At 56.7% G+C, this 26,558-nt stretch carries 21 protein-coding genes; 9 read left to right on the forward strand and 12 right to left on the reverse strand.

Annotated elements, in window-relative coordinates:
• Window positions 1-40 precede the first annotated feature (40 nt).
• The 12 genes from tssM to tssA form a co-directional block, all read right to left on the reverse strand.
• Window positions 41-3,526 (reverse strand): type VI secretion system membrane subunit TssM, encoded by a 3,486-nt coding sequence (gene tssM / locus RMR21_RS20695; RefSeq protein ID WP_498671288.1) that lies wholly within the window; start codon window positions 3,524-3,526, stop codon window positions 41-43.
• A complete protein-coding gene (gene tssL, locus RMR21_RS20700) occupies window positions 3,523-5,034 on the reverse strand; it encodes a type VI secretion system protein TssL, long form (RefSeq protein WP_498671289.1) in 1,512 nt (503 codons plus the stop codon). The genes tssM and tssL overlap by 4 nt, the downstream gene beginning before the upstream one ends.
• Window positions 5,031-6,371, reverse strand: a complete 1,341-nt coding sequence (tssK, locus tag RMR21_RS20705; RefSeq protein ID WP_498671290.1) for a type VI secretion system baseplate subunit TssK — start codon at window positions 6,369-6,371, stop codon at window positions 5,031-5,033. Before tssK ends, tssL begins: the two co-directional genes overlap by 4 nt.
• The gene (locus RMR21_RS20710; RefSeq protein ID WP_498671291.1) at window positions 6,361-7,566 is read right to left on the reverse strand and encodes an FHA domain-containing protein; all 1,206 of its coding nucleotides are present in this window, start codon (window positions 7,564-7,566) and stop codon (window positions 6,361-6,363) included. The genes tssK and RMR21_RS20710 overlap by 11 nt, the downstream gene beginning before the upstream one ends.
• Window positions 7,567-7,576: 10 nt before the next feature.
• Window positions 7,577-8,581: a type VI secretion system baseplate subunit TssG gene (gene tssG, locus RMR21_RS20715; protein WP_498671292.1), complete on the reverse strand. Its 1,005-nt coding sequence runs from the start codon at window positions 8,579-8,581 to the stop codon at window positions 7,577-7,579.
• A 9-nt stretch (window positions 8,582-8,590) separates the two neighbouring features.
• Window positions 8,591-10,375 (reverse strand): type VI secretion system baseplate subunit TssF, encoded by a 1,785-nt coding sequence (gene tssF, locus RMR21_RS20720; protein WP_498671293.1) that lies wholly within the window; start codon window positions 10,373-10,375, stop codon window positions 8,591-8,593.
• Window positions 10,368-10,877 carry a type VI secretion system baseplate subunit TssE gene (tssE, locus tag RMR21_RS20725; protein WP_498671294.1) on the reverse strand — a complete coding sequence of 170 codons (510 nt, stop codon included), beginning with the start codon at window positions 10,875-10,877 and terminating at the stop codon, window positions 10,368-10,370. The genes tssF and tssE overlap by 8 nt, the downstream gene beginning before the upstream one ends.
• Window positions 10,870-11,694, reverse strand: a complete 825-nt coding sequence (locus RMR21_RS20730) for a type VI secretion system accessory protein TagJ (RefSeq protein WP_498671295.1) — start codon at window positions 11,692-11,694, stop codon at window positions 10,870-10,872. The genes tssE and RMR21_RS20730 overlap by 8 nt, the downstream gene beginning before the upstream one ends.
• The gene (tssC, locus tag RMR21_RS20735) at window positions 11,691-13,082 is read right to left on the reverse strand and encodes a type VI secretion system contractile sheath large subunit (protein ID WP_498671296.1); all 1,392 of its coding nucleotides are present in this window, start codon (window positions 13,080-13,082) and stop codon (window positions 11,691-11,693) included. The genes RMR21_RS20730 and tssC (RMR21_RS20735) overlap by 4 nt, the downstream gene beginning before the upstream one ends.
• A gap of 55 nt (window positions 13,083-13,137) precedes the next feature.
• A complete protein-coding gene (gene tssC, locus RMR21_RS20740; RefSeq protein WP_498671297.1) occupies window positions 13,138-14,619 on the reverse strand; it encodes a type VI secretion system contractile sheath large subunit in 1,482 nt (493 codons plus the stop codon).
• Window positions 14,620-14,717: 98 nt separating this feature from the next.
• On the reverse strand, window positions 14,718-15,227 hold the full coding sequence (gene tssB / locus RMR21_RS20745; RefSeq protein ID WP_498671298.1) for a type VI secretion system contractile sheath small subunit: 510 nt from the start codon (window positions 15,225-15,227) through the stop codon (window positions 14,718-14,720).
• Window positions 15,228-15,289: 62 nt separating this feature from the next.
• Window positions 15,290-16,348 (reverse strand): type VI secretion system protein TssA, encoded by a 1,059-nt coding sequence (gene tssA, locus RMR21_RS20750; protein WP_498671299.1) that lies wholly within the window; start codon window positions 16,346-16,348, stop codon window positions 15,290-15,292.
• A gap of 220 nt (window positions 16,349-16,568) precedes the next feature.
• Between tssA and tssH the strand changes: the two genes are divergently transcribed.
• The 9 genes from tssH to leuC all read left to right on the forward strand — a co-directional run bounded on the left by tssH (window position 16,569) and on the right by leuC (window position 26,558).
• Entirely contained in the window at window positions 16,569-19,238 is a 2,670-nt protein-coding gene (gene tssH, locus RMR21_RS20755; protein WP_498671300.1) for a type VI secretion system ATPase TssH, read from the forward strand.
• A 59-nt stretch (window positions 19,239-19,297) separates the two neighbouring features.
• Entirely contained in the window at window positions 19,298-19,774 is a 477-nt protein-coding gene (locus RMR21_RS20760) for an Hcp family type VI secretion system effector (RefSeq protein ID WP_174155026.1), read from the forward strand.
• A gap of 103 nt (window positions 19,775-19,877) precedes the next feature.
• Window positions 19,878-20,264: a Rap1a/Tai family immunity protein gene (locus tag RMR21_RS20765; protein WP_498671301.1), complete on the forward strand. Its 387-nt coding sequence runs from the start codon at window positions 19,878-19,880 to the stop codon at window positions 20,262-20,264.
• Between the two features lie 12 nt (window positions 20,265-20,276).
• Window positions 20,277-20,777 carry a type VI secretion system amidase effector protein Tae4 gene (locus tag RMR21_RS20770; protein ID WP_498671302.1) on the forward strand — a complete coding sequence of 167 codons (501 nt, stop codon included), beginning with the start codon at window positions 20,277-20,279 and terminating at the stop codon, window positions 20,775-20,777.
• A gap of 433 nt (window positions 20,778-21,210) precedes the next feature.
• A complete protein-coding gene (locus tag RMR21_RS20775) occupies window positions 21,211-22,104 on the forward strand; it encodes an NAD-dependent epimerase/dehydratase family protein (RefSeq protein ID WP_498671303.1) in 894 nt (297 codons plus the stop codon).
• A 460-nt stretch (window positions 22,105-22,564) separates the two neighbouring features.
• Window positions 22,565-23,242: an isochorismatase family protein gene (locus RMR21_RS20780; RefSeq protein WP_498671304.1), complete on the forward strand. Its 678-nt coding sequence runs from the start codon at window positions 22,565-22,567 to the stop codon at window positions 23,240-23,242.
• A gap of 22 nt (window positions 23,243-23,264) precedes the next feature.
• Entirely contained in the window at window positions 23,265-24,191 is a 927-nt protein-coding gene (locus RMR21_RS20785; protein ID WP_498671305.1) for a polysaccharide deacetylase family protein, read from the forward strand.
• On the forward strand, window positions 24,191-25,114 hold the full coding sequence (locus RMR21_RS20790; RefSeq protein WP_498671306.1) for a polysaccharide deacetylase family protein: 924 nt from the start codon (window positions 24,191-24,193) through the stop codon (window positions 25,112-25,114). Before RMR21_RS20785 ends, RMR21_RS20790 begins: the two co-directional genes overlap by 1 nt.
• 37 nt (window positions 25,115-25,151) lie before the next feature.
• The gene (leuC, locus tag RMR21_RS20795) at window positions 25,152-26,558 is read left to right on the forward strand and encodes a 3-isopropylmalate dehydratase large subunit (RefSeq protein ID WP_498671307.1); all 1,407 of its coding nucleotides are present in this window, start codon (window positions 25,152-25,154) and stop codon (window positions 26,556-26,558) included.

A 26,558-nucleotide genomic window follows, 5' to 3' on the forward strand; every position in this document is an offset into this window, starting at 1 on the left:
ACTTTCATTGTGTCCTCCATTGTATTTTTTGATCCCGTTTCTAGAACTGGACTGGGCAAGAGAAATTGGCGAGTGCATCCAGTTTGAACGGATTGAGCACCGAGCCAAACTGTATGTCGAATTCGGCTGTCTGCCCGGCATTCTCAAAACGGGCTCTCAGCATGTCGCCTGACTGCGTGTCTATCTTCGCGTCGTCAAACAGGCGGAAGGGCGACCAGTCGCCATTCTCCGTCTTGGCCTGCTGCCATCCACCAGGTTGGAAGGCGATGCGCGACAGGTTCGCCGAGTTGCTTGTGGAAGGCCAGGTGATCGATTTGGCCTGGACAGGGCCGTGGTAATAAACCACACGTTCACCCTCGATTTCGAGCATCACTGCGCTCGATGCCTCAGTCAGGGAGACGGGCTTCACGTTGATCGATACGGCAGGGACCTCGCTTCCATTCGGGAAAAACGCCCTGAAAATCTTATCCGCATTCTCGAACTGTGCGATGGCCTCGCTGGACATTCCTTCAGCGCCAAACGTCCCTTTCCAACCCCAAGGGCTCGCTGTCTTGTCGACAAAGGGCTCCATGCGCTGCTTGAAGAACGTCTGAAAGGTGCCGGTTGGCCCGAACAACCGCGTGAAATCTGCCATCGCAACGTCGCGGGTCGACGATCTGTCGAAAGGATAGCGACCGGTGACGATGGATGAGCAGAGTGAGGAACCTTCGGCACCCCAGAGATCGGCTATCTTCGTTCTGGCGGATTTGACGGCAAGAGAGCCGACATCTGCCGCAAGCCCTGCGACCCAGACGTCCAATGGTGCAGGCAACTGTCTGGCCTCCTGGAGGAGATCCTGGTTGGCTTTCGTCAACTGGCTGTCGACGTCAAACACCTTTGCCACTTCGTCCGAGGTGGTTGAAGAGCGTGCCAATTGTTCATGCAGGGCCTTGATGTTTGCCAAAAGCTGTTCGGATGGTGAGCCAGCCTGCTTTCCACCATTTGCCTGATTTGATGCGTCCGTCTGGGCAGGACCTTTGGCGGCGAGCATTTCGCGAAGGCGGGCGTAGGGGTCGGCCGCATCCACGGTGGCTGAAAGGATGGTGGCTGTGGTATCACCATCGTCTGTAGCAGCCAGCGTCGTCAGGCTCGCGCCCGCATTTGGCCTCAGATCCGTGGCCTCGGCGATCGACTTCGCAGCTTCGATGGTGATGTTGCGATCATTGGCCAGGATGCGGGTCGTTTCGACCGCATCGCCCAAGCTCTGGGATGGTTTGATGCGCACGTCGGTCAGAACCTCGTTCCAACGCTTCTCGAAACGATCAAAGTAGATCTGCAAGGCTGATTGCGCCACACTTTCGACAGTGGTGCCGCGAATAGCCTCATCTGAACCGCGCACCCATGCCTCTGATAGTGCGACACGGGACGCATAAGCGACCTGCGGGATGACGACGGCACGATATCCGTTGGCCGTGAACAAACCTTCGATACCATCCAGCAGGGGCGCTTTGCTTTTCCGTTCTATGGCGCGGTCGCCCAATGCTCCAAAGGCACCTGACGGGCTCCATTCAGGCAATGCACGGGATTGCGGCAGACCCGCGAGAATATCGTAGGCGCGTGCGCCGACCGCTTGGTCGCGAATGGTCTGTCGCGCCTTTGCAATCAGGCGGGTATCGAGTTCGATCGGCGCCAAAAGACCTCCGGCCAGTGCGAGTGCATGCTGATGCAGGGCTTCGCGTGCGGCGGCGCGACCATCTCCCGGGTAGAGCGACGCAAACATATCTTGCGACTGTACATCGAGAAAATCACGGTCAAGCGTGCCGAGTCCACCCAACATGCCGTAGAGCTTGAGAGAGTTGAAGGTTCCGGTGACGTCGTTTTGATCGTCCAGCTGCTTTTGAAGCTGCACGATCATGCGTGGCAGAAGCAGCGCGTTCAGCGCACGCTGATAGGCATCGCGTTGACGCCCGGCGATCTTCTCTTCCTGATCGAGCCCGAACCCGACTTTCCAGACGCGACCGTCCGAGAAACCGGAATTCACGTCACGCAAATTGTCGAGTGCCGGAAGAATGCGGAGGAAATCCGCATCCGACACGTCGCGGACGTTGATTCCCTGAACGAGCTGTTGATACGCGTTGAGTTTGCGGTCGGCTTCCGCCAGCGCCTGCGTATTGGAAAAATAAGTGAAAATCCAACCTGTGAAAACAATTGCGACCACGGCGACCGACAGACCGTAAGCGACGCGCCGGACCAGCAGCTGTCTGCCTGACAGACGCTTGTCGCGCATGACCAAGGCCGCTTCAGGAAAGATTACCTCTTTGAACAGTCGTGCGAGGAAGTAGCTGCGGCGAGCACGCGGCGCGGACGCGCCTGCCTCTTCCTGGGTTCCCGAGGCGAGATAAACGCCGCGCATCAGGGGTGCTTCGACCAGAGGAGAGCTGGCGCACAGCTCCGTCAGCGCTTCATGTAGCCTGTCTTTCAGTTTGGCGAGTTCTGCGGGGAAGCGGAAAATGCGGCCACGGATTTCCGCATTCTGCTCCTGTTGCAGACGCTCAATCAGCATGGCATCGACGCGCTGTTGAAGGAGCTCGAATTCTTCGAGAAACCGTTGCGGCAGTTCCTGCGACGTGTAGCTCTCGTCCAGTTTGAACGTTGTTCCCCAAACCTGATGACGATCCGTCTTGTTGAAGCCATCGAAAAACTCAACGAAACCATCTAGAAGATCTGCCTTGGTCAGAACGACATAGACCGGAACGCGCGCACGAAGATACTCATCCAGTTCCGACATGCGTTGACGAATGGAGCGAAGCTCCTGACGTTGTTCCGCAGGGTCGCGGCTGAGCAGATCAGGGATGGACAAGGTCACCAGTGCGCCGTTGATCGGCTGGGAACGCCTGTAACGAAGCAACAGGTTGAGAAAGCCCTCCCAACCAGCCTTGGATGCGCCGTCCAAGTCATCCTGAGTGGTGTAGCGACCGGCAGTGTCGATCAGGATCGCCTCATCGGTGAACCACCAGTTACAATTCCGTGTTCCGCCAACGCCTTTGACCGCATTTTCACCCAATGCATCGCCCAAAGGAAATTGTAGTCCGGAATTGGTCAGTGCCGTTGTCTTGCCCGAACCGGGCGCCCCGAAGATGACGTACCAAGGCAGGTCGTAAATGTAGCCGAACCGCTTCTTGGTGATGCGCCGCAGCAGTGCGAGCGCTTCCTTCAGGCGTGTCTGGATTTCTCCAATTTCCGCCTGTCGGTTGGCGAGCGCCTCTTGCTCGAGGCTAGCGACAAGCTCCTTGTCCTGTTTTCGCGCCTTGTAGAGCGAGATGCCGATATAAATGACCCAGACCAGCAGGATGACGCAGATGGCGATGATGCGCGCCTGCGTCGTTCCGAAGGGTTTGAACGATCCGAACGCGACCAGATAACCGTAGAACCAGATGACGACGCACAGGGCGACCGCCCAGATGAGCGAAACGAAGCGGCGGCCGACAAGGGCTGCATAGCTATCGACATAAGACCGGATCGTATAAAAATAACTCAGCGGATTCATTGCTGGGTTTCTCCTGCTGGCTGTCCGGTTGTCGTTGTGATTGTTGGAGACAGTATGCCGGCCTCGCTAAGTTTTTCGTCAGGGTTGGTCAGAACCATGATTTCCGTTCGGCGGTTTTTCTCGCGGCCGTCAGGCGTACTGTTATCCGCGATCGGGTCGCTGTCTGCACGGCCTTCCGTCAGGATTGCATCCTCGCCCGCAAATGTGGAGAGGATGTCACCAACCGCTTTGGCACGCGCTTCGGAAAGATGCCAGTTGGATGGAAACTGGACGGTCTTGATCGGTACATTGTCGGTGTAACCAATGACCACCGCGCGGAAGTTTTCAGCCGCAAGTGCACCGCCGATACGCTGGATCAGATCCCGAAACTGCGGGCTGACATCGGCGCTACCAACTTCAAACAGGCCGGAGTTGTTGATGCGTACGCGCAGACGTCCATTGACGTTGGCGAGTGTGACCAGATTTCTTTGAACTTCAGGCTGGAGAAACGCCAGGAGATTATCCAGTCGTGTGGGCTCCGGTGGCTTTGCCGGTGGGGTAACCTCGACGACCGGAGGCTTTTCTTCCGCTTGGACAGGCGGCGCTTCAGGCGGCGGCGCCGCAATCAGCACACTCGGCGTCTCGTTGGGTGGCAGCGATGCCAGGCGCTCAAAGGTCGCGTCCGAGGCGTTGTTCAACGTCAGCGTAAAGAACAGGTATCCAAAAGCGAAAGCCAGTGCGATCAAGGATAGGAGCGTCCAGAGAGCTGCCATGGTACGAAGCGGCGTGTGCCGTGCTTCTACACCTTTCCAATGGGGAGACAGTTCACGCTCGAACACGCCATATTGGCCGATCAAAGTCTTGTAGAGGCTGTCGCGGATGCGGGAAAGCTCAAGTGCCCCTTTGGCAGAAACGCGTGTCCGTCCCTCGAAGGCCAGCGACAGGCACAGATAGATCAGCAGCAGCAAATCCTTGTTGGCGCCGGGTGACTGGTGGAAATGGTCGAGAATATCGAAAACGCGGTCGCCGCCCGTCACGTCATTGTGGAACGTGGAAACCAGCCCAGAGCGAGCCCAGCCTGCGCGAACGCCCCAGGGTTTGCTCAAAATGACATCGTCCACCGTCGCGCAGACAACATAATGCGCTGCTCTCGCCCGTTCCGGGCTTATGCGGGCCGATGCCAGATCCCGTTCGTAACGGGTAATCGCCTCCACGCAGGCGCGGCGCAGATGGTCTGGGCTCGGCTGAGCGTCGCTGAACCGCAAAACATGTGCGAGGTTCAGAAGGGGGGCTGCCGACTGGACCAGCGTTGGTACCTCTTCGCCACCAAAGCGGAAGTTGGTGAGAAGCGCATCAATGGGCAGGCCGCCATCCCCGCTGGACGTGCGCGCAGGGGCGTCCTCACCTTCGATGATGTCATCGAGGATGGCCGCCATGTTGCGAGCGCTTTGATTGCGGGCGCGGCTTTCGTCGGTGATTTCTACCACCGTCGGTAAATCTTGCCAGGAGGAGGGCTTTTCGGTGCTCATTCGCGTAATGCCCACATTTCCATCTCGAGGCCCGGAAACTCGCCGGCGAGATGCAGCGCTATGGCGCCTGAGGTTTCAAGCTGCTTCCAAAGAGGGGTTTTCGTATCGATTTCGAAGTAGATCGTGCCTGACCTGTATGGCAACTGGCGTGGCAACACGGGCAGCGAGCGAACCGGGATGCCCGGAAGTGCGACGTTGACGAGCTCGGAAATGCGCTCCACCGGACCAACCTTGATCTGGGCGGGAAGCTTGCGACGGATGTCCTCTGCCGACATATCCGCACGCACCGCCAGTACGAAGCCTGCGTCACGCAGCAATGTCCTGTCGTGAATGGTGCCGACGCGCACGCCGTGTCTGCGCTCCACAAGCTCGATGGCCACCGCCGATTGCTCCAGCACGGCAGACAGTGAGGTGCGCAGATCATCGAACACCGCTGCAAAACTGGCCTTCAGGTCATCATGTCTGTAGGGCGGGAACTCCGTCGCTCGCTTCTTCTCCGTGGTAAAGGTCGCCAGCTCACCGGCCAGTTGAATGCAATCCTCATAAAAGCGAATAGGGTGAAAACGCGTCGCATTCGCGAAAAAATGGGCAAGCAGAGGATCAGCGCGATTGAGGATTTGCAGCAGAAAATAATCGCCAACTTCGGCAGTTCCGCGGATCGTCGGGTCGCCGATGCGTTCGGAAATGGCCTGCGCACGATGACGCACGATGCCCAGCAACTCAGTCAGAAGTTCACCCAGCCGCGACGAGGCGGCGCAGTTCAAGGACGGAGGGATAAAATCAGGATCGAGAATAACCGCCCGGTCCGATCGAACCTCGATAACCTTTGCAAGACCAATCAGATCATAGCCGGAGAGATCGTCGCCCGTCTTCAAGAAGCGCAGGCTGAGGCGCCCCACGTCGATCGGCGCCACAAAATCGGTATCGACGTTTGCGTCCGATGCTTCATATGTCGTTGCGACGACCCGAACACTGCTGGTGTTGGCAATATTACCACTGGACATATCTGCCTTGCCTGGCTGGCGTGCGGGCAGCGCCAGATACACGATGGCATTCTTGACGCCTTCGTCCAGATCGAGTGGCGGGGGCAGGTCGGAATCCTCGGGAGCCTCGAAAGGTGTACCGTCGGGCAAGATACCGCGTAGGTTTGATAGGGCAAACTGACCGATTGCCAAGGCACTGCGATCAATACCGATTTCCGCGATGCCCCAGGGGTAGGGGGACAAGTTGCGTGTGGTATTGCGCACGAGCCGTTCTGTCCAACGGTCTGATTGCTGAAAATGTTGAACGCGAAGGAACATGCCTTCGCTCCAGGCAACACGGTTTTCATGCCTCATCTTGTCTGCTTACCCCCTTGGTATCTGTTTCGTGATCGGACGTTGCTTCTTCCTGCGCCACGTCGCCTTGTGCTGCGCGCTGGAGAAACTGCCGGACGGATAATTGCCGACCTTCCTGTTCAAATTGCTGCTTATAGGCGGACCAGTAGTCGGTGCGTTTGATGACGGAGCGCCATTCCTTACGTTCGATCTTGGCCCGCCAGTCGTTTTGTGCATCTGCCATGGCCTCGACTAGCCTGGGTTCAAGCTTGCGGGTGCAGGTCTGGATCAGTGTCTCAAGTGTCGATGCGAGGAGGCGCTGCTGGCGGATGAGGCTCTCTATGCGTCCGCGTGCGGTATCGTCGCTCAGTTCGATATCGATTGCGGTGTGGTCGATATCCAAAACGGCAAGACTTTCGGCGGTTTCCTTTTCCAACTGGACCAAAAGATCGTCAATGGCGTCCTGCGCTGGAGAAAAAACAGGGAGTTGCGGCTCTTCGATTTCGAATTTATCGTTCGCATCCGTAAAAACGGCATCGAAATCTTCCGGTGCGGCCTTTGTCTTCGGCCGCGTGACCATGACCGGAATATTTAACGCATCCGTATGCTCGTGTTTGCTGCTCTCATCCGGTTCCTTATCCCAGTCATTGGGCAGAACGACACCGATGCCGGATGTCGCAGGCGGCGCGTTCCAGCCGATCTCCACATTGCGCGAGATGGATTTGCTTTTCTTGCCCGATGGATTGGCGACAGCTTCGGGCCACTCATCGTTGGCGGCGCCACCTGCAATCACGCCGCGCGCCGAACGGCCGTTTGGGGCGATGTCCGCAAGGATTGCCGAGATCGTCATACTCTCGTCGCTGACACGCAGAGACGTATCAGGATCGCCGAAATCCATTTCGGCTTCACCCGTGATGACCGCTTCGAAAACCTGCCCACCGATGCCGATCTGCGATCCATTGTTCAACCGCGCCGTCTGTCCCTCCAGAAGCAGGCGACCATCCACCTGCGTTCCGTTCGCACTGCGGTCGAGGATCGTGAAGCCTTCGCGGTCACGGTTGAGCGTGCAATGAACTTTCGATACACGCCTCGCGTCGTCATCGACCTGCCAGTCGCAGTCACTCGAGCGACCGATGACCCGGCTGCCGTGTTCAAAACTCCACTGCGTGGGCTTCCCAGCACCACCCGCGTTTTTCTCTTTCAGCACAAGTTTCATCGTTTCGTCCTCATGCAGACAGCGCCGAGGCTTCGCGCTCGGTCACGATGGCGTCGGTACTATCCTTTTCGGCGGGCGCAACACGTGCCCAGCTGTTCCAGCCAAGCCGGGCGGGGGCGTCCGGTTGTCCCAACTGGCAAAACGGCACATCCTCTTTTTTCAAAATGACCTGAACATCAAAATCAAAGGCACTGCCGACGAAAAGGCGTGTGACTGCAAAAATTTCGGCGAGGCGTTTCGATCCCGGGGTCAGCGCGAGATAATCGGCATAGCCGACAGGGCCGAGCACGATGCGAAAGCCACCGCTGAAATCCTGTACAGCGCTTCCGGCCGAGACGTTCCGCCCTAGCGACAAGCCGCCCGGCTGACCGAGCTGGCTTTGTTCGTGAATGGGAAGCGGAACCCAGCGCCTGCGAAACTGTTCGACCGTGACATCAAGGCCGGTAAATTCGGAAAGCATAGCCGTGAGTGCAGTCGCATTGCGGTTGCGGTTTGCCAGAAGTCCGCTGAAGCGAAGCAATACGTCATCCTTGACGCCAACTTTTTCGCTGAGCCCGGCTGTACCAAAACCGGTAAGTGACAGCAGGGTCTTTCGGAAGGCGTTGTTTTCCCAATCGTTTGACCATCGCAGTCCACGAGCAAGTCTGTATTTTTCGGTGGCAGCAACGAAAAGCTCGCTGAAACGAGCCGCGAACAGACTGAAAAAGCTGCCCAGCGCCTTCGAGCGATTACGCTCTTCTCTTTGCAGCATCTCGCTATAGACGGGTGGCAGCGAGCCGAGTGGCCCCATGATCGGCGCGAAAGCCGAACGCAACTCCGCTTTGCCGTCTTTTCGTCGAAAGCCGCCGATGGCGACAGGCGTCAGACGCGAGCCATTATGCGCGCCAATCGACAGCTCCTCGTGCCCAGCCAAATGCTGCGCGACACGAAAGGCCGTTGCAGGCTCGAACGCGCCGGGGTCACGCCCCAGTCGCTCCGCTTGTTGTTCCCGCATATCCTTGGCTGCCTCTGGCATCCAGACCTCCTAAAGCAGTGGGCGGTCCGCCGCACGGGCAGGCCACTTGGCAAGAGGTTCGGATTGGCCACGCATGGTTGCTGTCAGGCGCGTGAAGCTGTTGATGGATGTATAAAGACCAAAGAAATGGTTGAGCACGCTCGCAAACACGAAGGCGGCAGAACGGTCGATCATGGCCGGATCGAACTCCAGAGTGATGTCCGTTCCCGGAACCATGGCCGATCCGATCCGGGCGTGGGAATTGTTGGCTTCCACCGACGTAATCGCTTCCACCAGTTGGCGTGTCTCCGGCGTATCGCGGAAAGCGTAGAGCGACAGGATGTCCTTGAGCGGTGCGCCACCATTGTCAAAGAGCGAGAGATGGTTGAGCAACAGGTGGGAGACCAGCCTCCATTCGCGCGCGGATCGTTCGGTCATTCGCACGGCTGGCGTCGGCGGCAACAGGGCATGAATGGACTCGATCGCCTCGTTTCCAGCCGAGAGCTGGAGGAAGGGATGCCCTCCGCCGAAAGGAAGCTGGCTGGGAAGCTCGCGATTGATGCACAGCGTTTCCACGCTGGCGACGACATCGAGCGGCCCCAAGGGACCACGTTGCTGGTCAACGAAGGCTATATCCGTATCGGATGAACCATCGTCATCATCGAAACGCCGGTAGGATTGCCAGAACACATTGCAACCATTGCTTCTCTGGGTTCGACCAAAGAATGGCGACGTCGTTTCGATCTGACCGGAACGGTTTGTCAACTGGACGCTTTCGACACCGTAGATTTCTCGTGTTCGCTGGCGTCGTGCATCCGGCAGCAGCCGGTATTCTGTTCGGGTGCCGTCCAGATTGATCGGTTCGCAGGATTGCTGGAAAAGGTTGATGACGGGAGAGGCGTTGAGCACGAAGTCCTTTGCTGAGACCATCCGCTCAAGACGCGCATCGGCTGCGTCGAGGTATATATAGAGTTCGCAGTCACCGCCGGTCCATTGATCCATGCCGTCAATATCGAGAAACAAAAACTTGTGCGGAAGTGCGAAAAACTCAGTCAGCAGCCGGTAACCGTCGAAGCTGTTTGCTGGGTAGGGCAACATTGCCTGATCGCGCGCAAAGCCCGAAGTCTTCAGGCTCTTTGCCGGAAGAAACACGGCGTTCTTATCTTCGGAATGCTGGGCAAGTGCCACTCCGACACAATGATTGGCCAGCAATTCGTAAAGGGCTGTTGCCTGCTGCCATGCCGACGAGATGAAAATCGGCAGCGAACTCAGTCCCATCTCTCGGAATGTCGTGGGGCGCGGTGCGGTGGTGCGCAGGGAAAGCTTCAGGCAACTGGCAGCGCCAGCACTACTTGACGAAAACGGCGCGTCGATGGGCTGGCTGACGAGCGATGCGCCAGAGATTTCCAGCGGAATGATATCGGTGTCCTGTGCGGTCCGGAACCGGCAGCTCTCCCCGCCAATCGGTTCAGCCAGAATTTCGCTATGACGATCCAACCTCTGAACGGTCGTGAGAGCGGCGCTCGGCTTGAAATGCACGACGCTCATCGAGGGCAGGGGCGCCAGATAATGGGGATAGAGCGTCTCGAGCAGGCTGTCCGAGAGCTCGGGAAATTCGTCATCGAGCTTCAGACGCACACGGGCGGCGGAGTAGGCAAAACTCTGGATCAAGCGTTCGACATGCGGGTCGTCGGCAACGTCGCCGGTCATCCGCAGCCGTCCGGCAATCTTGGGGAATGCCTTGGCAAAGCGGGACGCACGCTTTCTCAGCGCAAACAGTTCGTCATTGTATTTTTCCAGAAAGCCGTCAGGCATTTCCTGCCTCCACCAGAAAGCGTTGGGTGGAAGGGTCTATCTTGGATTCAAAGCTGATCGGTGGCATGCCCTCATGCAATCGGAACGTTGCCTGAATGCGCATTCTCAGCGCCCGATCACCGTCCACCCGATTGCGCAGAATGGTGACCCGAACATCTGAAAGCCGTGTCTCAAACATGCTGATGCGCCGCTCGATGGTCTGGGCGAGCTTTGCCTTGGAGGCATCGGTTACGAGGTTGGCGGACAATATGCCGTCCACGCCGTAGCTCACCAGCGCGTCTGAGAGCTCTTTGAGATCGCCGGATGGCCCCGCAGGATTGCGCCGCGTGTTCAGCAAGGCTTCCAGATCGCGGCGAATAACCTCTCGCATTTCGCGAACCTGATCGGCGAGGCTGGCTGGAGGATCATTTTCCGCATCCGGTGCATCATCCAGCAGTCGGTCGAAAACCGACCGAGACAACGTCCGCTGTTTTGGTCTGTATTGCTCGAGCGGATCAACCACGCGCGGTCTGCCTTTCTTGCGTTTCAGCTGTGGAGGTCAGTGTGGAGATTTCGTGGAATGGTACGAGGTCGTCGCCAATCAAGAGGCAACGCTGACCCTCTCCGGTGACGAGTGGCCCGACATCGTTCCAGACCGTTTCACGACCGAGCAACATTGTCGGACTGTCGGTTCCGCTGTGGTACAGCGATGGCACCAAGACAGACGCCATGGCGCCGTCGCGCAGAGATAACTCTGCCTGGCGGAAGGCGATGTCGCGGGGGCGTTTCATGGGCTCGATCGTCAAGGACCCGATCCTGGCGTAATCGATCCATAGATAGCGACCACCGTCCGTCAGCACTTCGAGGGCGTGCGGAATACGGTCATCGAGATCGCGAATATCTCCAGCAGGCTTGCCGTTGCAGGCCACGGATAGCTCACCGCGCTGAGCCTCGAGTTCCGCGAGTGCGCCCGTGGCCGCTTCCGCGTCACCCGCGCGCGCGGCGATATTGGCCTTGATCGCAAGCTGATCGAGTTCGGAAGGACCATTTGCAAAATCCGGAACGGCGCCGTCTATAAACCAGGCATTGCGCGCTGCCATAGCACGCAGATGGTGGCGTATGATGGAAAAGCCGACAGCATCCTGTGGGGCAAACGTAGCGGCAAGGTTGCACTGCGCATCTGCTTTTTCGAACTCGCCAGCGAGGATGAGAAGGTCGACGTAAAGATTGCGTCCTTCCTTATCCGACGGCTTTACCTTCACATGCTCTTTTGCGGCGCCAATGGCCTCCTGGAGCTGATCGCCGTCGAGCAGGCGGGAGATGTCTTCGCGCAGTGTCATGCGGTAATCCTTCGCGGCTCGGGGGCTGCCCCGCTGCGGACAATTGGAGTTGTCGTTTCGGCAATCAGGTGGAAACTTGTGGAGACGTCATCCAGCTGAAAGTGTGGCTGGAGACGAACGGTACACGAGAAGCTGCCCGGTTTTCCCGGGATTTCGAAGACCTCTATGCCCGCGGAACGCAGGGGGTAGCGTGCTCTGAGAGTCGCCTCGGCGTCGTCATTACCCAGTGTATAGGACGCCAACCATGTTTCCAGCTTGCGTTCGATCGTGCGCGCATCACTTAGCGCGCCGATATCATCGCGCATGATGACCTTGAGATAGTGCGAAAAGCGGGAAGCACACAGCACGTATTGCAGCATCGCAGCCAGTCTGGCGTTTTGTCGTGCGCTCTCTCCGGAATAATGGCCCGGAGCATGAAGCGACTGATTGGCGTTGAAAATTGCCATACTAGATAAATAGGTCGTAGAAACCGGCACGATTCCGAGGTCGGAGAACTGTTGTTCCTGCCCCGTGGTGAGCTGTGCTTCGACGGGCGACTGTGCTGAAAGCCCGTTGCTTTCGAGGCCCAATTCGAGGGGGGGCAACTGAGCGGGCGACAGCATGCCGCCATCCACAGCGTCCTGCGTCACACCGCGAATATCGGCAAACCAGCCACTCTCGTTGAAGTTTCTGACGACGACGGCACCAAAGGCAAAGGCGGCATTTCCCCACAGCAAAGTTTCCCCGTTCTCCGACACGTGTTCACGGAAGGGGAACGGATCCTCGCGCCTGCGGGAATAGGGTTTGTGTGGAGAGCGCAAAAGGATGCGCGGGGCGACAAGTCCAACAAACCGGCTGTCATCACGCGCACGCAGTGCATTCCATCGCAGCCGCGACTTTTCTTGCTTCAACCATGTAAAGTCGTGAACGCGGTTCAGTTCGGAAAAATCCTGAAGGCCGACTGTCATAGGGGACGCCGCAGCGACGAATGGGCAAAACGCGGCAGCGGCCACCATGCCGATCTGTGAAAGAGCGGTTATGGAATCGATACCTTCGAAGTCGTCCGGCGAGAAAGTATAGTCACCGATCAACAGACCCACGGGCTCGCCGCCCGGCATTCCGAATTCGCGGCTGTAAATGATTTCGAAAAGATGGCTTTGATCGAAATCCGTCGCCCGCTCCATGCTTCGGGCCAACTCGCGCCAACTTGCATTCAACAGCTTGATTTTAACATCTGGGCTGCGGCTCGCTTCTCGCACCACCATGGCAAGCCCGCGCCATCTCGCTTCCATCGCCTGGAAATCAGGATGGTGCAAAATGACGTTGACCTGCGCGTTCAACGCCTCGTCTATGAGTGCGATGAGCAGGTCGGCCTGACTGCGGGTGTCCGAGACGGACCTTGGCTTCATGGATGAGCTCCAGGCGGAAATGCGGGAAGAGGGGCACTGCTGCCCCTTTTCATGCTCAGTTTTTGGTCGGAATGCGGGCGACCATACGCAAGGACGTCGTCAGCTCTTCCATCTGCAACCATGGACGCATCCAGGCAACGGCGTTGTATGCACCAGGCTTGCCAGGAATTTCCTGAACGGTGACCTTGGCGTCGCGAAGTGGATATTTCGCTCTGGATTCCTCGCCGGCCTCGTCGTTGGCGTTGACATAGTTGGAGATCCAGCGATTGAGCCAGACTTCGCAATCCGATGCCTCCATGAACGAGCCGATTTTATCGCGGCCCATGACCTTCAGATAATGTGCAAACCGTGACGTCGCCATCATGTAGGGCAGACGGGCGGACACTGCTGCGTTCGCCGTGGCTTCCGGCCGGTCGTAGAGCTTGGGCTTGTGTGCCGTCTGCGCGCCGAAGAACACGGCGTAATCTGTGTTCTTGTAATGGCACAGTGGCAGGAAGCCGAGTTTGCCGAGTTCCGCATCGCGACGATCCGTGATCCCGACCTCAGTCGGGCATTTCAGATCCAGATCGCCATCGTCACTGGAGAAGACATGCATCGGTAGATTTTCGACCTTGCCGCCGTTTTCAGCACCGCGGATGGCCGTGCACCAGCCGTTTTTAGCAAAGGCGTCCGTCAGCTTCGTACCCATGACGTATGCCGCATTCATCCAGCAATATTCGTCATGATCCAGATCGTTGTTCACGGAACCCTTGGTTTCATCATACGCAAACTCGTCAACCGGGTTTGTCTTCGGTCCGTAGGGCATACGTGCGAGAACGCGTGGAAGCGCGAGTGTGACAAAACGGGAATCGTCGCTTTCGCGGAAGCTGCGCCACTTCGCGTATTCGACGGTGTCGAAAATCTTTTCAAGATCGCGTGGACGCGCCAGATCGCGGTAGTCGTCAAAGCCGAACATGCGCGGGCTTGCAGCAGAAATAAACGGGGCAAACGCAGCGGCCGCGATCGAAGAGACGCCCTGCAACAACTGAACGTCTTCGAACGAGTTATCGAACTCGTAGTCACCGATAATGGCGCCCATGGGTTCGCCACCGGGGGTGCCGAATTCGTCTTCATAAATCGACTTGAACAGGCGGGATTGGTCGAACTCAACGGCCTTTTCAAGATCGCGGCTGACTTCACGCTTGGTGGCGTTCAGAACGCGGATTTTCAAATTGACGCTCGTCTCGGAGTTCTTGACCAGATAGTTCAGTCCCCGCCACGTACCTTCCAGTTTCGTGAACTCGGGCGCCTGCATGACGGCGGCGAGCTGAACGGAAATGGCACGGTCAAGGTCGGCAATTGCCTGATTAAGGGTAACGGTCAGGTTACGGTCATATTTGACGGTACCCTTGAGAGCTTGATCCGTCAGCGTGCGCAGAAGATTTTGAGCACGGTCGGGTTCGGTCTGGCGTGTTGCGGCAACCACCTTGGCCAGAAGGCCATTTTCTTCGGTCGTCGTTGCCTGTGCTTCATTTTTCAGCAGGCTATCAGCGCTCATGTCTCAATCCTTCCAAATGCGGCTTTCTTGTTTGCCGCTAGAACCGGGGAAGCCCCGGTGCCGGGGCGTCTCAACGAAGCAATGCTTGTGCAGCGAAGCTATTTGCCTTCGCCGTTCTTCTCTTTCAATTCAGCGACAAGCGTCCCCAGATCGGTCTTGTTCTGCAGGATGTCTTCCAGAAGGCGCTCCAGGTCTTCCGAACGGTCCGCTTTGGAAAGCAGGTCGCGCAGTTCGTTGCGCGCATCGAGAAGGGCCTTGAGCGCCGGAACCTGCTCAACCACTGCACCGGGCAGGAAATCGTCCATGCTCTCGAATTTGAGGTTGATCTGCAAATCCGTTCCGTCGTCCTGAAGGGTGTTGGGAACACTCATGTTCAGACCCGGTGTCATGCGGCGCATGACCTCATCGAAATTATCACGGTCGATCTGGACGAATTTGCGCTCACCAAACGGCTTCAACGGCTGGGTCGGGTTTCCGGAGAAGTCACCCAGCACGCCGACGACAAATGGCAGTTCCTTGACCACCATGGCGCCTTCGGTTTCAACTTCGTATTTGATGTGAACGCGAGGTTTGCGAACACGCTCCAGTTTCTCATGTACACTTGGCATTGGAACCTCCTTGACGCTTTAAAAGCATTGCTGACTTTGGGGAGCATGCTCCCGTGGTTTCACTATTTCCCGGCATCATCGCCACCCGGCTTTATGCCCGCTGCCGTCAACACCGCATTGCGCGCGTGCGCCTCGGGCAACAGCTCTGCAAGTAGCTCTGAAAAATCCATGCGCCCCCTGCGAACCAATGTTTCGATAGCCAGCGAAATCGGAGAATGCGGCTCCGTTCGGCGGAAGTAACGCGCAACTGCGAGAAGAGTTTCAAATGCGTCGTCACGTGAAGCGATTTCTTCCGGGTTCGAAGTTAAGTTTTTCTGAACTTCTGGCTGCGCGGGTGCATTTTCTCCATCCGTTATGCGTGTATTCTGTGGCGGCGGCGGTGGTGCACCATCTTTTCCACCCAAGGCGCGGATTGCTGCGGCTGTTTCGATGAGGATATTTCTGATGTTGGAACTCGCAGGTGCATTCGGCCCACACCGTTCCGAAAGAATTGCGCTGATCGCGTCAAACATTTCCAGGCAGGCATTCACGTCGGCCAGTTGTGCGGACATGGCGGCAACGCCGACTTCGGACGCCGCCTGATACAGATCTTCGCGGCGCTTGGTTTCGGCGGGTCTCTGCGCCAACTGAAAGTCCCAGAGCGTTCTTTCTCCGAACTTCCCGCCCGGAATAAGCGAGCTCAGTCTCAAGGGCTGAACAAGCGTTCCCTCGCTTCCAACACCGTTCAATCCGGCGAACGGAGAAAATTTTTCTTCGTCATCATCATCGCTGATCGATTTAATCGAGTCCCACTGGTTGCACAAAATGTCATGGGTCAATCGGTAGATTTCGAGCAGGCCGATGTAGCCGCGCAGCCTAAGTTCTGCTTCGGCAAGCCATGCCAATATTTCGATATCACGACTTTCCGAATATATAATCTGCAATCCGAGATTGCTAACCTCTGTCCAGTTATTGGAAATCCTCAGAACTTCCTGCGGGGAAACAGAGCGCTCTTCTGCTCGGGCCTGGTTTCTTTCATCCTTAATTCTATAGTAGAGTTCACGAGTTCTTTGATTGCTTCGAATATTTTCTCCGCAATCTCCAAGGTATTCTATATTGCTTGTGACCTCTTGCGCACTCAATATCAGTCTAACCCTCTTAAAGTATGATGTTTCCGTGACGGTTACTTCCGTTACGTAATGTAAGTCACCAACCAGACTTATGGAAAATAAGGCAAAATTGTGGTGACTTCATTTTAAACTCGTCAAATAAAAAACGCAACTTTTGGCTGGACAAGTGAGTTTCACCCACCTAACTATGCCACGTCACGTTGTGTAATGTCGCAAATCGGAGGCTCGCTGCATGTCGCACATAGATCTCAATCGCCTGATTGAAGCGCTTGAGCCTGACCTGCGGGTATCGCTGGAGGCTGCCGCATCGGTCGCTGCCAGGCGTAATCATCGATATGTGGATATTGCCCACTGGTTGTGCGCGGTTGTGGAAAACGACAAGCATGCTGACATTTTGGCGCAACTGAAAATTCCCGTCGACAACCTGCGAGCCGAGATCGACAGAGCCTTGGACGATGCGGCAATCGGCGATGGCGAGGCGCTTTCGCTGTCGCAGAACGTCTTGACGACCGGGCGCGAGGCATGGCTCCTTGCGTCTTTACAGGATGGTCGCAGCCACATCGATCTTGTTCACCTCATTCTCGCGCTTGATGAAGAGACTTCGCTGCGCAGTCTCGTGCGGGCGGCTTTTCCTTCGCTCAAGCTGGTTGATCGCGTTGCGCTCCAAGCTTTGCGCGAGGAGCAGGCCTTGCAACCCACGAGCGGTGGTAAGGCCGAGCAGGGTTCACCTCTGGTGGGGCAGGGCAAAGACCAAAATGATTTTCTGAGGCTTTACACGCAGGACATGACGGAAGATGCCCGTCAGGGCAAGGTCGATCCGGTTATTGGTCGTGACGACGAGTTGCGACAAATGATCGATATTCTGACCCGTCGTCGTCAAAACAATCCCATACTCGTCGGCGAGGCTGGCGTCGGTAAGACGGCGGTTGCGGAAGCACTGGCTCTGGAAATTGTTTCCGGAAATGTGCCTGAAAAACTGAGAGACGTGCGACTTCTGAGCCTCGATCTATCCCTTTTACAGGCAGGTGCAGGGGTGAAGGGTGAATTCGAGCGGCGTCTGCATGGTGTTATCGACGCGGTAAAACGTTCAGTTGAGCCAATCATTCTATTCATCGACGAGGCTCATGGACTTGTGGGCGCAGGCGGTGCCGCAGGGCAGGGAGATGCTGCAAATATTCTCAAGCCGGCGCTGGCCCGCGGTGAAGTCCGTACAGTGGCAGCAACCACGTGGAGCGAGTACAAGAAATATTTCGAAAAAGACGCGGCTTTGACGCGCAGGTTCCAGCCTGTCCATGTGCGCGAGCCCGATGAAGCAACCGCAGTGCGCATGTTGCGCGGCGTCGCCGATACGTTCATCAAGCATCATGGCGTCACGATACGCGATGAGGCCATCGTCGCAGCCGTACAATTGTCTGCGCGCTATATGCCCGCTCGCCAGTTGCCGGACAAGGCTGTCAGTCTTCTGGATACCGCTGCGGCAGCAGTTTCGCTTGCTCGCCAGACCCTGCCCGAAAAGCTTCGGAACATGGAAAGTGAGAAGCGGCTTTTGGCGACAGAGCATGACTGGCTATGTCGGGAGCCTTCAGACGAGGATGTCAGCAAACGTATTGACGTCATTGACACCGAAATGGCCCGTCTTGAGACTGAGATCGGGAACCTGCGGTCGCGTTATGATGCGGAGATACTCGACTTATCGCAGTCCGTTGCATCCGATATGAATGGGCTCGACGGATCGAATATAGCGCCGCTGAGGCCAGTTCCTGTTTCCACAGGAAATGGCGAGGAACGATTGGTGCCGCTCGTCGTGGACCGGGAGATGATTGCCGCAGTTGTGTCGCGCTGGACGGGTATCCCGCTTGGAAAGCTGCTTGCCGACCAGATCGAAAGCGCCAAGACCCTCGATGAGCGCATGAAGCAGCGTGTCATCGGGCAGGACTGGGCCATCGATCGAATTGCAGATGCGATGCGTGCGGCGAGAGCTGGCCTATCGGATCCTCGCCGTCCACCTGCCGTTTTCATGCTTGTCGGCATGTCTGGCACCGGCAAGACAGAAACCGCTCTCTCCCTCGCCGACCTGCTCTATGGCGGGAATGGCCATCTGACGACGATCAATATGTCTGAGTTCAAGGAGGAACATAAGGTTTCCCTGCTTCTCGGCTCCCCCCCAGGCTATGTCGGTTATGGCGAGGGTGGCGTTTTGACGGAGGCGGTGCGTCGTCGTCCATTTGGCGTCTTGCTGCTGGACGAAATCGATAAGGCGCATCCGGGCGTTCAGGATATTTTCTATCAGGTGTTCGACAAGGGGATGTTGAAAGACGGTGAAGGCCGCGACATCGACTTCAAAAACACGACGATCTTCATGACGGCCAATACGGGATCGGAACTCCTGTCCGCTCTGTCGGCCGATCCCGATACGATGCCAGAGGGTGAGGCTCTTGAGGCACTTTTGATGCCGGAGCTGACAAAGCAGTTCAAACCAGCGTTCCTCGGTCGAACTATTATCCTGCCTTTCATGCCGCTGGGACCGGAACAACTTTCCCGGATTGTGGACATCCAAATTCATAAAATAGCCGAGCGGGTGCGCGCGGCTTACGGGACTGAACTGGAACTTTCGACGCCGGCGCGAGAAGCGCTCGTCGGACGCGCTGGTTCAAGTGAGATCGGCGCTCGCGCCATCGAAATCATGATTGGCAGAGATCTGCTGCCACCTTTGTCCAGCTTCTTTCTCGAGAAAGTCATCGCTGGCGAAAAGGTGAAGCACGTGACTGTCGATTTTGATGATACCGGGTTCGGCATCCGTGCCGATGCGGTTGGGAATATGGACGAATTCGCGGCGGCTCCTGCAGCTGGTGCGGATAAAGTTGCCGCGTCGGATGGGGTTTCTCGACGCATGCGGCATTAGACGAAAGGTAACCCGACCTCGAAGCAAGAGGTCTATCAATCATTACAGGAGCTTACAGTATGCCAATTTATCTGCAGTTGGACGGCATTCAGGGTGATGCAACCCATGAGGAACACCGTAAGTGGATGGATATCGAAGCCCTCCACTGGAACGTCGCTCGTAACATGAATACCTCTGCTGGTTCTGCGGCGAACCGCGAAGCCTCCGAGCCGACAATCTCGGAAGTGATCCTCACAAAGGTCAGCGACTCATCCTCCACCAAGCTTTTTGGTGAAGCATGCGCCGGACGCACCGGCAAGCAGGCGACGATCCACCTCGTCACGACCGGCAACCCCGGCAACACCTATATCGAGTACCTGCTGACCAATACTCTGATTGCCAGCTACTCCGTCGATTCCAGCGGTGACCGTCCTGTTGAGACCATCAAGCTCAACTTCACCAAGATGGAAGTGAAGTACACACCGTTCGACGATCAGAACAACCCACAGTCTCCAATGATCTCGTCTTACGATCTGGCGACAACCAAGGCAGCGTAATTGCCTTGCCTTCGGTGCGGGATCACCCCCGCACCGGAGTTTTTCATGGCGGCACGAACCTTTATCGGTGTCGCCCAAGCTTCGGCTTTCAATGGATGAAGATATGTCCAAATTCTATCCGTTGCTGACAGTCGCGGCGACCGTCTCTTTTTGGGCGGGGCTGGGGGTAGTGCAGGCTGAGGATCGGACATGGACATTTTCGGGTGCGGAATTGAAGCAGGCTATCGAGGGAAAACTTGCGCCCGAGGTCTCCGATCCTGAAATTCGTCGCATGATGTCGGTCGCAAAAAGCACCGCCTATATTGCGGGTGTGGCAGACCTGACCGCGAATACCCAATGGTGTGGCGCGGGCGTTGCGCCTCATGAACTAACAGATCGCGTCTATACCTATTTAGTCGATGCGCCCTCAGAGAAGCTCAATGAGTCAGCTGCCACCTTGGTGGAAAAAGCACTTGAGAGTTCCTTTCCGTGTGAACCCAAAAAGACCTGATCGGATCCTGTCATGCGCGTTAATTTCGATACGCTCTACGCAAACTATCCAAGCAGCGATGTGTCGCGAGGCACGCATGTCAGTCAGAAAGACCTGTTCAAGGAAATGGGCTGGGATGATTTTATCGGTAATCCCAATTACAACAACACCTGCGCTATTCGGGTCAGCATTGCGCTCGTAAAATCGGGCGTCAATATTGTTCCAAGCTCGCACAAAATCCAAAAAGGGCCTTTTGCCGGCAAGGGTGTTCAGGTCTCCATGCGGCGGCTGGCCGACCTGCTTGCACAAAACAATTATCTCGGTCGCCATGAGGACTACACGCCTGCGACTGCCCAGAATGGCATCGGCGCTCGCAAGGGCGTCGTCGCTTTCAATGACATTCCTGGCTACAGCGGTGGCGGTCACATCGACCTCGTTCTCGGTGGCGCTGACGCGACACAATGTGGCTCGCATTGTTACTATAATTCCAAGACCATCTGGTTCTGGCCTTTGCAATCCAGCCGCGTGTCCTGAACGCGACTTCAGCCATAACATCGCGGGTATGAACTCATGCTTTTGTGAGTGCTGGACAGACTAATTGGGTTGAGGTTATGGGCACTATGATCAGATTTCAACGCTCGCCCATGCCGCCACGGGCGGTGAAAAAGTGCAGCATCTCCCTTTCATGGATACCGACGTGACGAGCGCGCAGAAAAGACGTCACTGCATTCAATCGAGATTGGTCCAAAATCGTAGATGCATGAGGCCGGCCGAGAAGATGCGGCATCTGATGGGTTGACGGCGAAGCCTGTGCCTTGGGAGCGGTTCTCCACAATTATCGAGAAAGCAGGCAGGCCTGAATTGTTATCCTATGCTAGGGCTATGTCGGCGCCACAAATGATCGTCGTCTTCGGCCGTTGGCTTGATCGACCAGTTTGAGGCGCTTTCGCTTTAGAGGAGGCCAGATATGACCAAGAGAATCGTTTTTACAGGTGGCACAGGCAAAGCTGGGCGCCATGCCGTTCCCAAGCTATTGGAAAAGGGTTATTCCGTTCTGAATGTCGATTTAAAACCCTTGGATTTGCCGGGGGTCAACACTTTGATTGCGGATATCACCGATAGCGGTCAGGTCTTTAATGCGCTGACGACACATTTCGGTTTCGATGGTTTTGAAACAGGCGCGCCGCCTTCTGCGCCTGATGCCGTCGTGCATTTCGCAGCCATTCCCCGTGTGTTGATCGAGCCTGACAACAAGACCTTCGAAGCGAACGTGGTGGGCACATATAATGTGATCGAAGCAGCCATGAAGCTGGGTGTCCGCAAGGTCATTATTGCTTCAAGCGAAACGACCTATGGTGTCTGCTTTGCGGAAGGTGAAAAGGATTTTCACGCCTTTCCATTGGATGAGAGTTACGATTCTGACCCCATGGACAGTTATGGCCTGTCGAAGCTCGTCAATGAAAAGACGGCGCGGGCTTTTGCCATGCGCTACAAGGCAGATATCTATGCGCTACGCATCGCCAATGTCATCGAGCCGCATGAATACTCCAACTTTCCAGCCTTTCTCGATGATCCCATGTCGCGAAAACGCAATGCCTGGAGCTACATCGACGCGCGGGATCTCGGCACTCTCGTGCATCTTTGCATCGAAAAAGACGGACTGGGATATCAGGTTTTCAACGCCGTCAACGATACGATCACGGCCGATCTCCCGACCGCAGAATTCCTCGCCAAATACTGCCCCGATACGCCGATTTTGCGGGAAATGGGGGCAGATGAAGCGCCACTTTCCAATCGCAAGGCGCGCGATATTCTTGGCTTCAAGGAAGAGCATCCTTGGAAACAGTACGTCGCAAGATAGCGCTTGAATCCTCTTCGCCGCTTTCGACGAACTGAGAAACAGATGGTGGGTTCGTGACGCGAATCTGCCTTCTTTTCTCTAAGTCCCCGGTGCGCCCGGACAGGAAAAAACATCCGTCGCGCACCTTATGGTCTTGGTACCAATCAGAGCTTTCAAGCTCGTTTATCCCTTCATTATGCTGCCCGTAAAGCGCGATTAATGCAGTGACGGCATCATGTCGTGTGCCGCCGTTCCCTCGCGAATCTCGGTGTTTTTGCACATTTCCTGACGTTTTTCGTGCCTCAAAAAAGGCAACTGCACAGACAAGCAGCGCGTCTCAAAAAGAGATTTAGTCACTTCGAAAAGAGGCTTTACAAATGATATAAAGTGATAACAATAGAAAGTATGAGGCGAGCCCCTGGTGAGGGAAATGGCGACTGAAATCGGTCGTGCAGGGAGGTCGCATGTATTGGAGGTCGTCATGGAAATGTCATCGCTCACCGCGCGTCAAATTTACGAGCAGGCCAAGGCAAACCCGACACGTAAACGGTTTGGGTTCGGTCGCAAGCCGATGCTGATCAACATCGATCTCCAGTGTGCCTATACCTCTCTTGGCGAATTCGTGTCGGCCTACGAAACCGATCCGAGGCAGCTTGAGCACGTCAACACGCTGTCGAACCTTGCTCGCGACAAAAAGCTTCCCGTGACCTGGACCTATGTGGCCTACATGGAATCGGGTGAGGACTGCGGTGTCTGGGGTACGCGGACCAACACGCCGGATTCCCTGCAGAACATCAAGGTCGGTTCCCGCAGGGCCGAGTTCGATCCGCGTCTGCAAATCGATCACGTCAAGGACATCGTCATCAACAAGCGTATGGCGTCGCCGTTTCATGAAACCAATCTTCAGTCGCTGATGGTCTGGCATCAGTGTGATACCGTGGTTCTGACCGGTGGTTCGACCTCCGGCTGCGTCCGCGCCTGCGTTGTCGATTCCATTTCGCGCGGTTATCGCGTTATCGTTCCCGAGGAATGTGTCGCGGACAAGCATGAGAGCCCGCATTTCGCCAACCTCTACGACATCGCGATCAAATATGGCGATGTTATCCCCGTGGCGGATGCCATCGCCTGGTACGAGGCCTACCAGCCGGAGGTACGCTGAGATGGGTGCAGAGGGAACCGAGATGAAGTCGGATCTGGGTCTTTACGATTACCTTCCATGGCCCAATCGTCCCAAGATCGTCTGGCCCGGTAACAAGAAGATTGCCGTCTGGATCGCGCCCAACATAGAGTTCTACGAATACGATCCGCCGAACAACCCCACTCGCACGCCGTGGGCGCGGCCGAACCCGGATGTCTTGCAATATTCGCACCGCGATTATGGCAACCGCGCTGGTTGGCAGCGGATGATGGCGGCGATGGATCGTGCCGGGTTTCGCGGTTCTGTCTCTTTGAACGTCGCGCTTTGCGATCACCATCCTGAAATCATCAAGGCCTGCGCTGATCGCGGCTGGGAGTTCTTCTCCCACGGCATCTACAATACGCGTTATGTCTATAATCTCGATATCGAGCAGGAGCGCGCTGTTATTCGCGATGCGTTCGATACGGTGCGCAAGCATACCGGTCAGGAACTGGCCGGGTGGCTCTCGCCAGCGCTGTCGAACAATTTCTGGACGATGGATATTCTGTCGGAAGCCGGCATTCAGTACACCTGCGACATGTTCCACGACGACCAGCCGATGCCGGTCAAGGTCAACACCGGCAAGCTGATTTCGATGCCTTACTCGCTCGAGATGAACGATGTCATCGTCTACAACAGCCAGAAGGTCACGCCGCGCCATTATGGCGAAATCATCAAGCGGCAGTTCGATCAGCTTTACAAGGAAGGTGATGAAAGCGGCACGGTCATGTGCATTCCGCTGCATCCCTATCTCGTTGGGCAGCCGCACCGCATCGATGCGTTCGCCGAGGCGATTGAGTACATCGCTAGCCATGATGGCGTGTGGCAGACCACAGGCCGCGAGATTGCTGCTGCCTACCATTCTACCGGTGCCTATGACGCCATGAACGCTGCCATGGTTGCCCACAATGTCGGGAAAGGTGCGGTCTGATGTCGATGCCCAAGGATTATCTCAGCTATCCTGCCCGCCGCTACGGCATGGACCATGATCGCTACGAGTGGAGCGATCTCTTCACCCGCAAACCGGTTGCCTGGCCAGATGGTGCGCGTATTGCGCTGTCCATAGTCACCCACGTCCAGCATTTTCCGCTCGACATGCCGTCGAAGCCATTCAAGGCACCGGGCGCTTTGTCGATGCCTTACCCGGATTTCCGCTATTATACGAACCGCGACTACGGCAATCGCATCGGCATTTTTCGCATCCTCAAGCTTCTTGCGGAAAAGGAACTGGAGACCAGCTTTGCCATCAATGGAGCAATTGCCGAACGTTACCCAGCGCTTATCGAAGCCGTCGTAAGGGGCGGTCACGAGATCATTGCCCATGGTCTGGATATGGGCAAGGTCCATCACTCCGGGCTTGGCGAAGACGACGAAAATGCCATCATCGCCGAGGCTTTGAACCTGCTGCGTGAAGCGAGCGGACAGAAGGTCGAGGGGTGGCTGTCGCCGGGTCGCGCGCAGGGTTTCAATACGCCCGATCTCTTGGCGCGCAATGGTGTTGCCTACAGCCTTGATTGGGCAAACGACGATCTACCTTACGAGATGCAGACGAAAAACGGGTCTCTGCTCGCCGTGCCCATGGCCTATGAAACGGACGACCGTGTGGTGGCGGAAGAATATTTCCAATCCGAAGCGGAATGGGTGCAGCAGGTCAAGGATCGTTTCGACGTCCTCTACCGGGAAAGCGCGGACTATGGCGGCCGCATCATGAGCCTTCCGCTGCACAGCTGGGTCTCCGGCATGCCTTACCGCATCGAATATCTGCGTGAGGCGCTCGACTACATTCTGTCGCATGACGGTGTCTGGAATGCGCCAGCGGGTGACATCTGTGCAGCGTTCCGTGCTTCGCGTTAAAGCCGAACGTCGAGCCGAGTAACAGGAAGACAGGGTCATGGCGCAAGCAGCCGCACCGCGCACAATGTTGGGCAAGATCTGGGATGAGCATGAGATATTGCGCCATCCCGCCGGGCCGTCGCTGCTCTACATCGATCGCGACATGATCCATGAAGGCAGCTTCCACGCTTTTGCCGATCTCAAATGTCGTGGCCTGAAGCCACGGCGTCCACAGCAAATCTTCGGTGTCGCCGATCATTATGTGCCGACACTGGGGCGAACATCGAGCGATGCGGCGAGCCCCGCCATCGCTCACATGATCGACACCTTCGATGAAAACATGAAATGGGGCGGTATGCGCCATTTCGGAATAACGAGCCGCGAGCAGGGCATCGTCCACGTCGTGGCACCGGAACAGGGCATCACGCTTCCCGGCCTCACCATCGTCTGTTCCGATAGCCATACCTCGACGCAGGGCGCCCTGGGCGCGATCGCTTTCGGCATCGGCCAATCCGAAAACGCCCATGTTTTGGCCACCCAGACGCTGTGGCAGTCTCGTCCCAAAACCATGCGGGTCACGATCGATGGAAGGCTTGGACAGGGCGTCACGGCCAAGGACGTGATGTTGGCGCTGATCGCGAAGATTGGTGCTGCGGGCGCCGGTGGCCACGCCATCGAATTTGCCGGACAGGTGGTAAGAGACCTTTCCATTGAGGGTCGGTTGACGCTGTGTAACATGTCGATCGAGGCTGCGGCCCGTTTTGGCATGGTCGCTGCAGACGAGACGACCTTCGCTTACGTCAGAGGTCGCAATTTTGCGCCATCGGAGCAGGAATGGGATGGCGCGGTGGCGCATTGGCGCACGCTCTCCAGTGATCCGGAGGCTTTCTTCGACGCAGAAATTTCGTTGGATGGTGCCGATATCGCGCCGATGGTGACATGGGGCACGAGCCCGGAAGATGCCGTTTCGATCAATGGTCGTGTTCCCGATCCATCAAGTTTCGACAGCTCCGATAAGCGTAAGGCGGCGACGAAATCGCTTGAATATATGGAGCTCGCTCCCGGTACGGCTCTGGATGGCTTGAAACTGGACAAGGTTTTCATCGGCTCCTGCACCAACAGCCGGATCGAGGATTTGCGGGCAGCGTCAGTCATTCTCAAGGGCCGTAAAGCGGTCATCCCGGCCATCGTCGTGCCGGGCTCGACACAGGTTAAAGAGCAGGCGGAAGCAGAGGGCATTGCCGACATTTTTCGGGATGCAGGCTTCGAATGGCGCGAGTCCGGCTGTTCGATGTGCGCGGCGATGAACGGCGACATGGTTGGTCCCGGTGAACGCTGCGCCTCCACATCGAACCGCAATTTTGTCGGTCGCCAAGGCCCTGGTGCCCGCACCCATCTGGTCAGCCCTGCCATGGCGGCTGCCGCTGCCATCCGTGGCTGTCTGACCGATGTGCGAAGGATGTGA

Origin of the sequence: Agrobacterium sp. rho-8.1 (genome assembly GCF_033957725.1) — a bacterium.
Taxonomy (GTDB): domain Bacteria; phylum Pseudomonadota; class Alphaproteobacteria; order Rhizobiales; family Rhizobiaceae; genus Agrobacterium.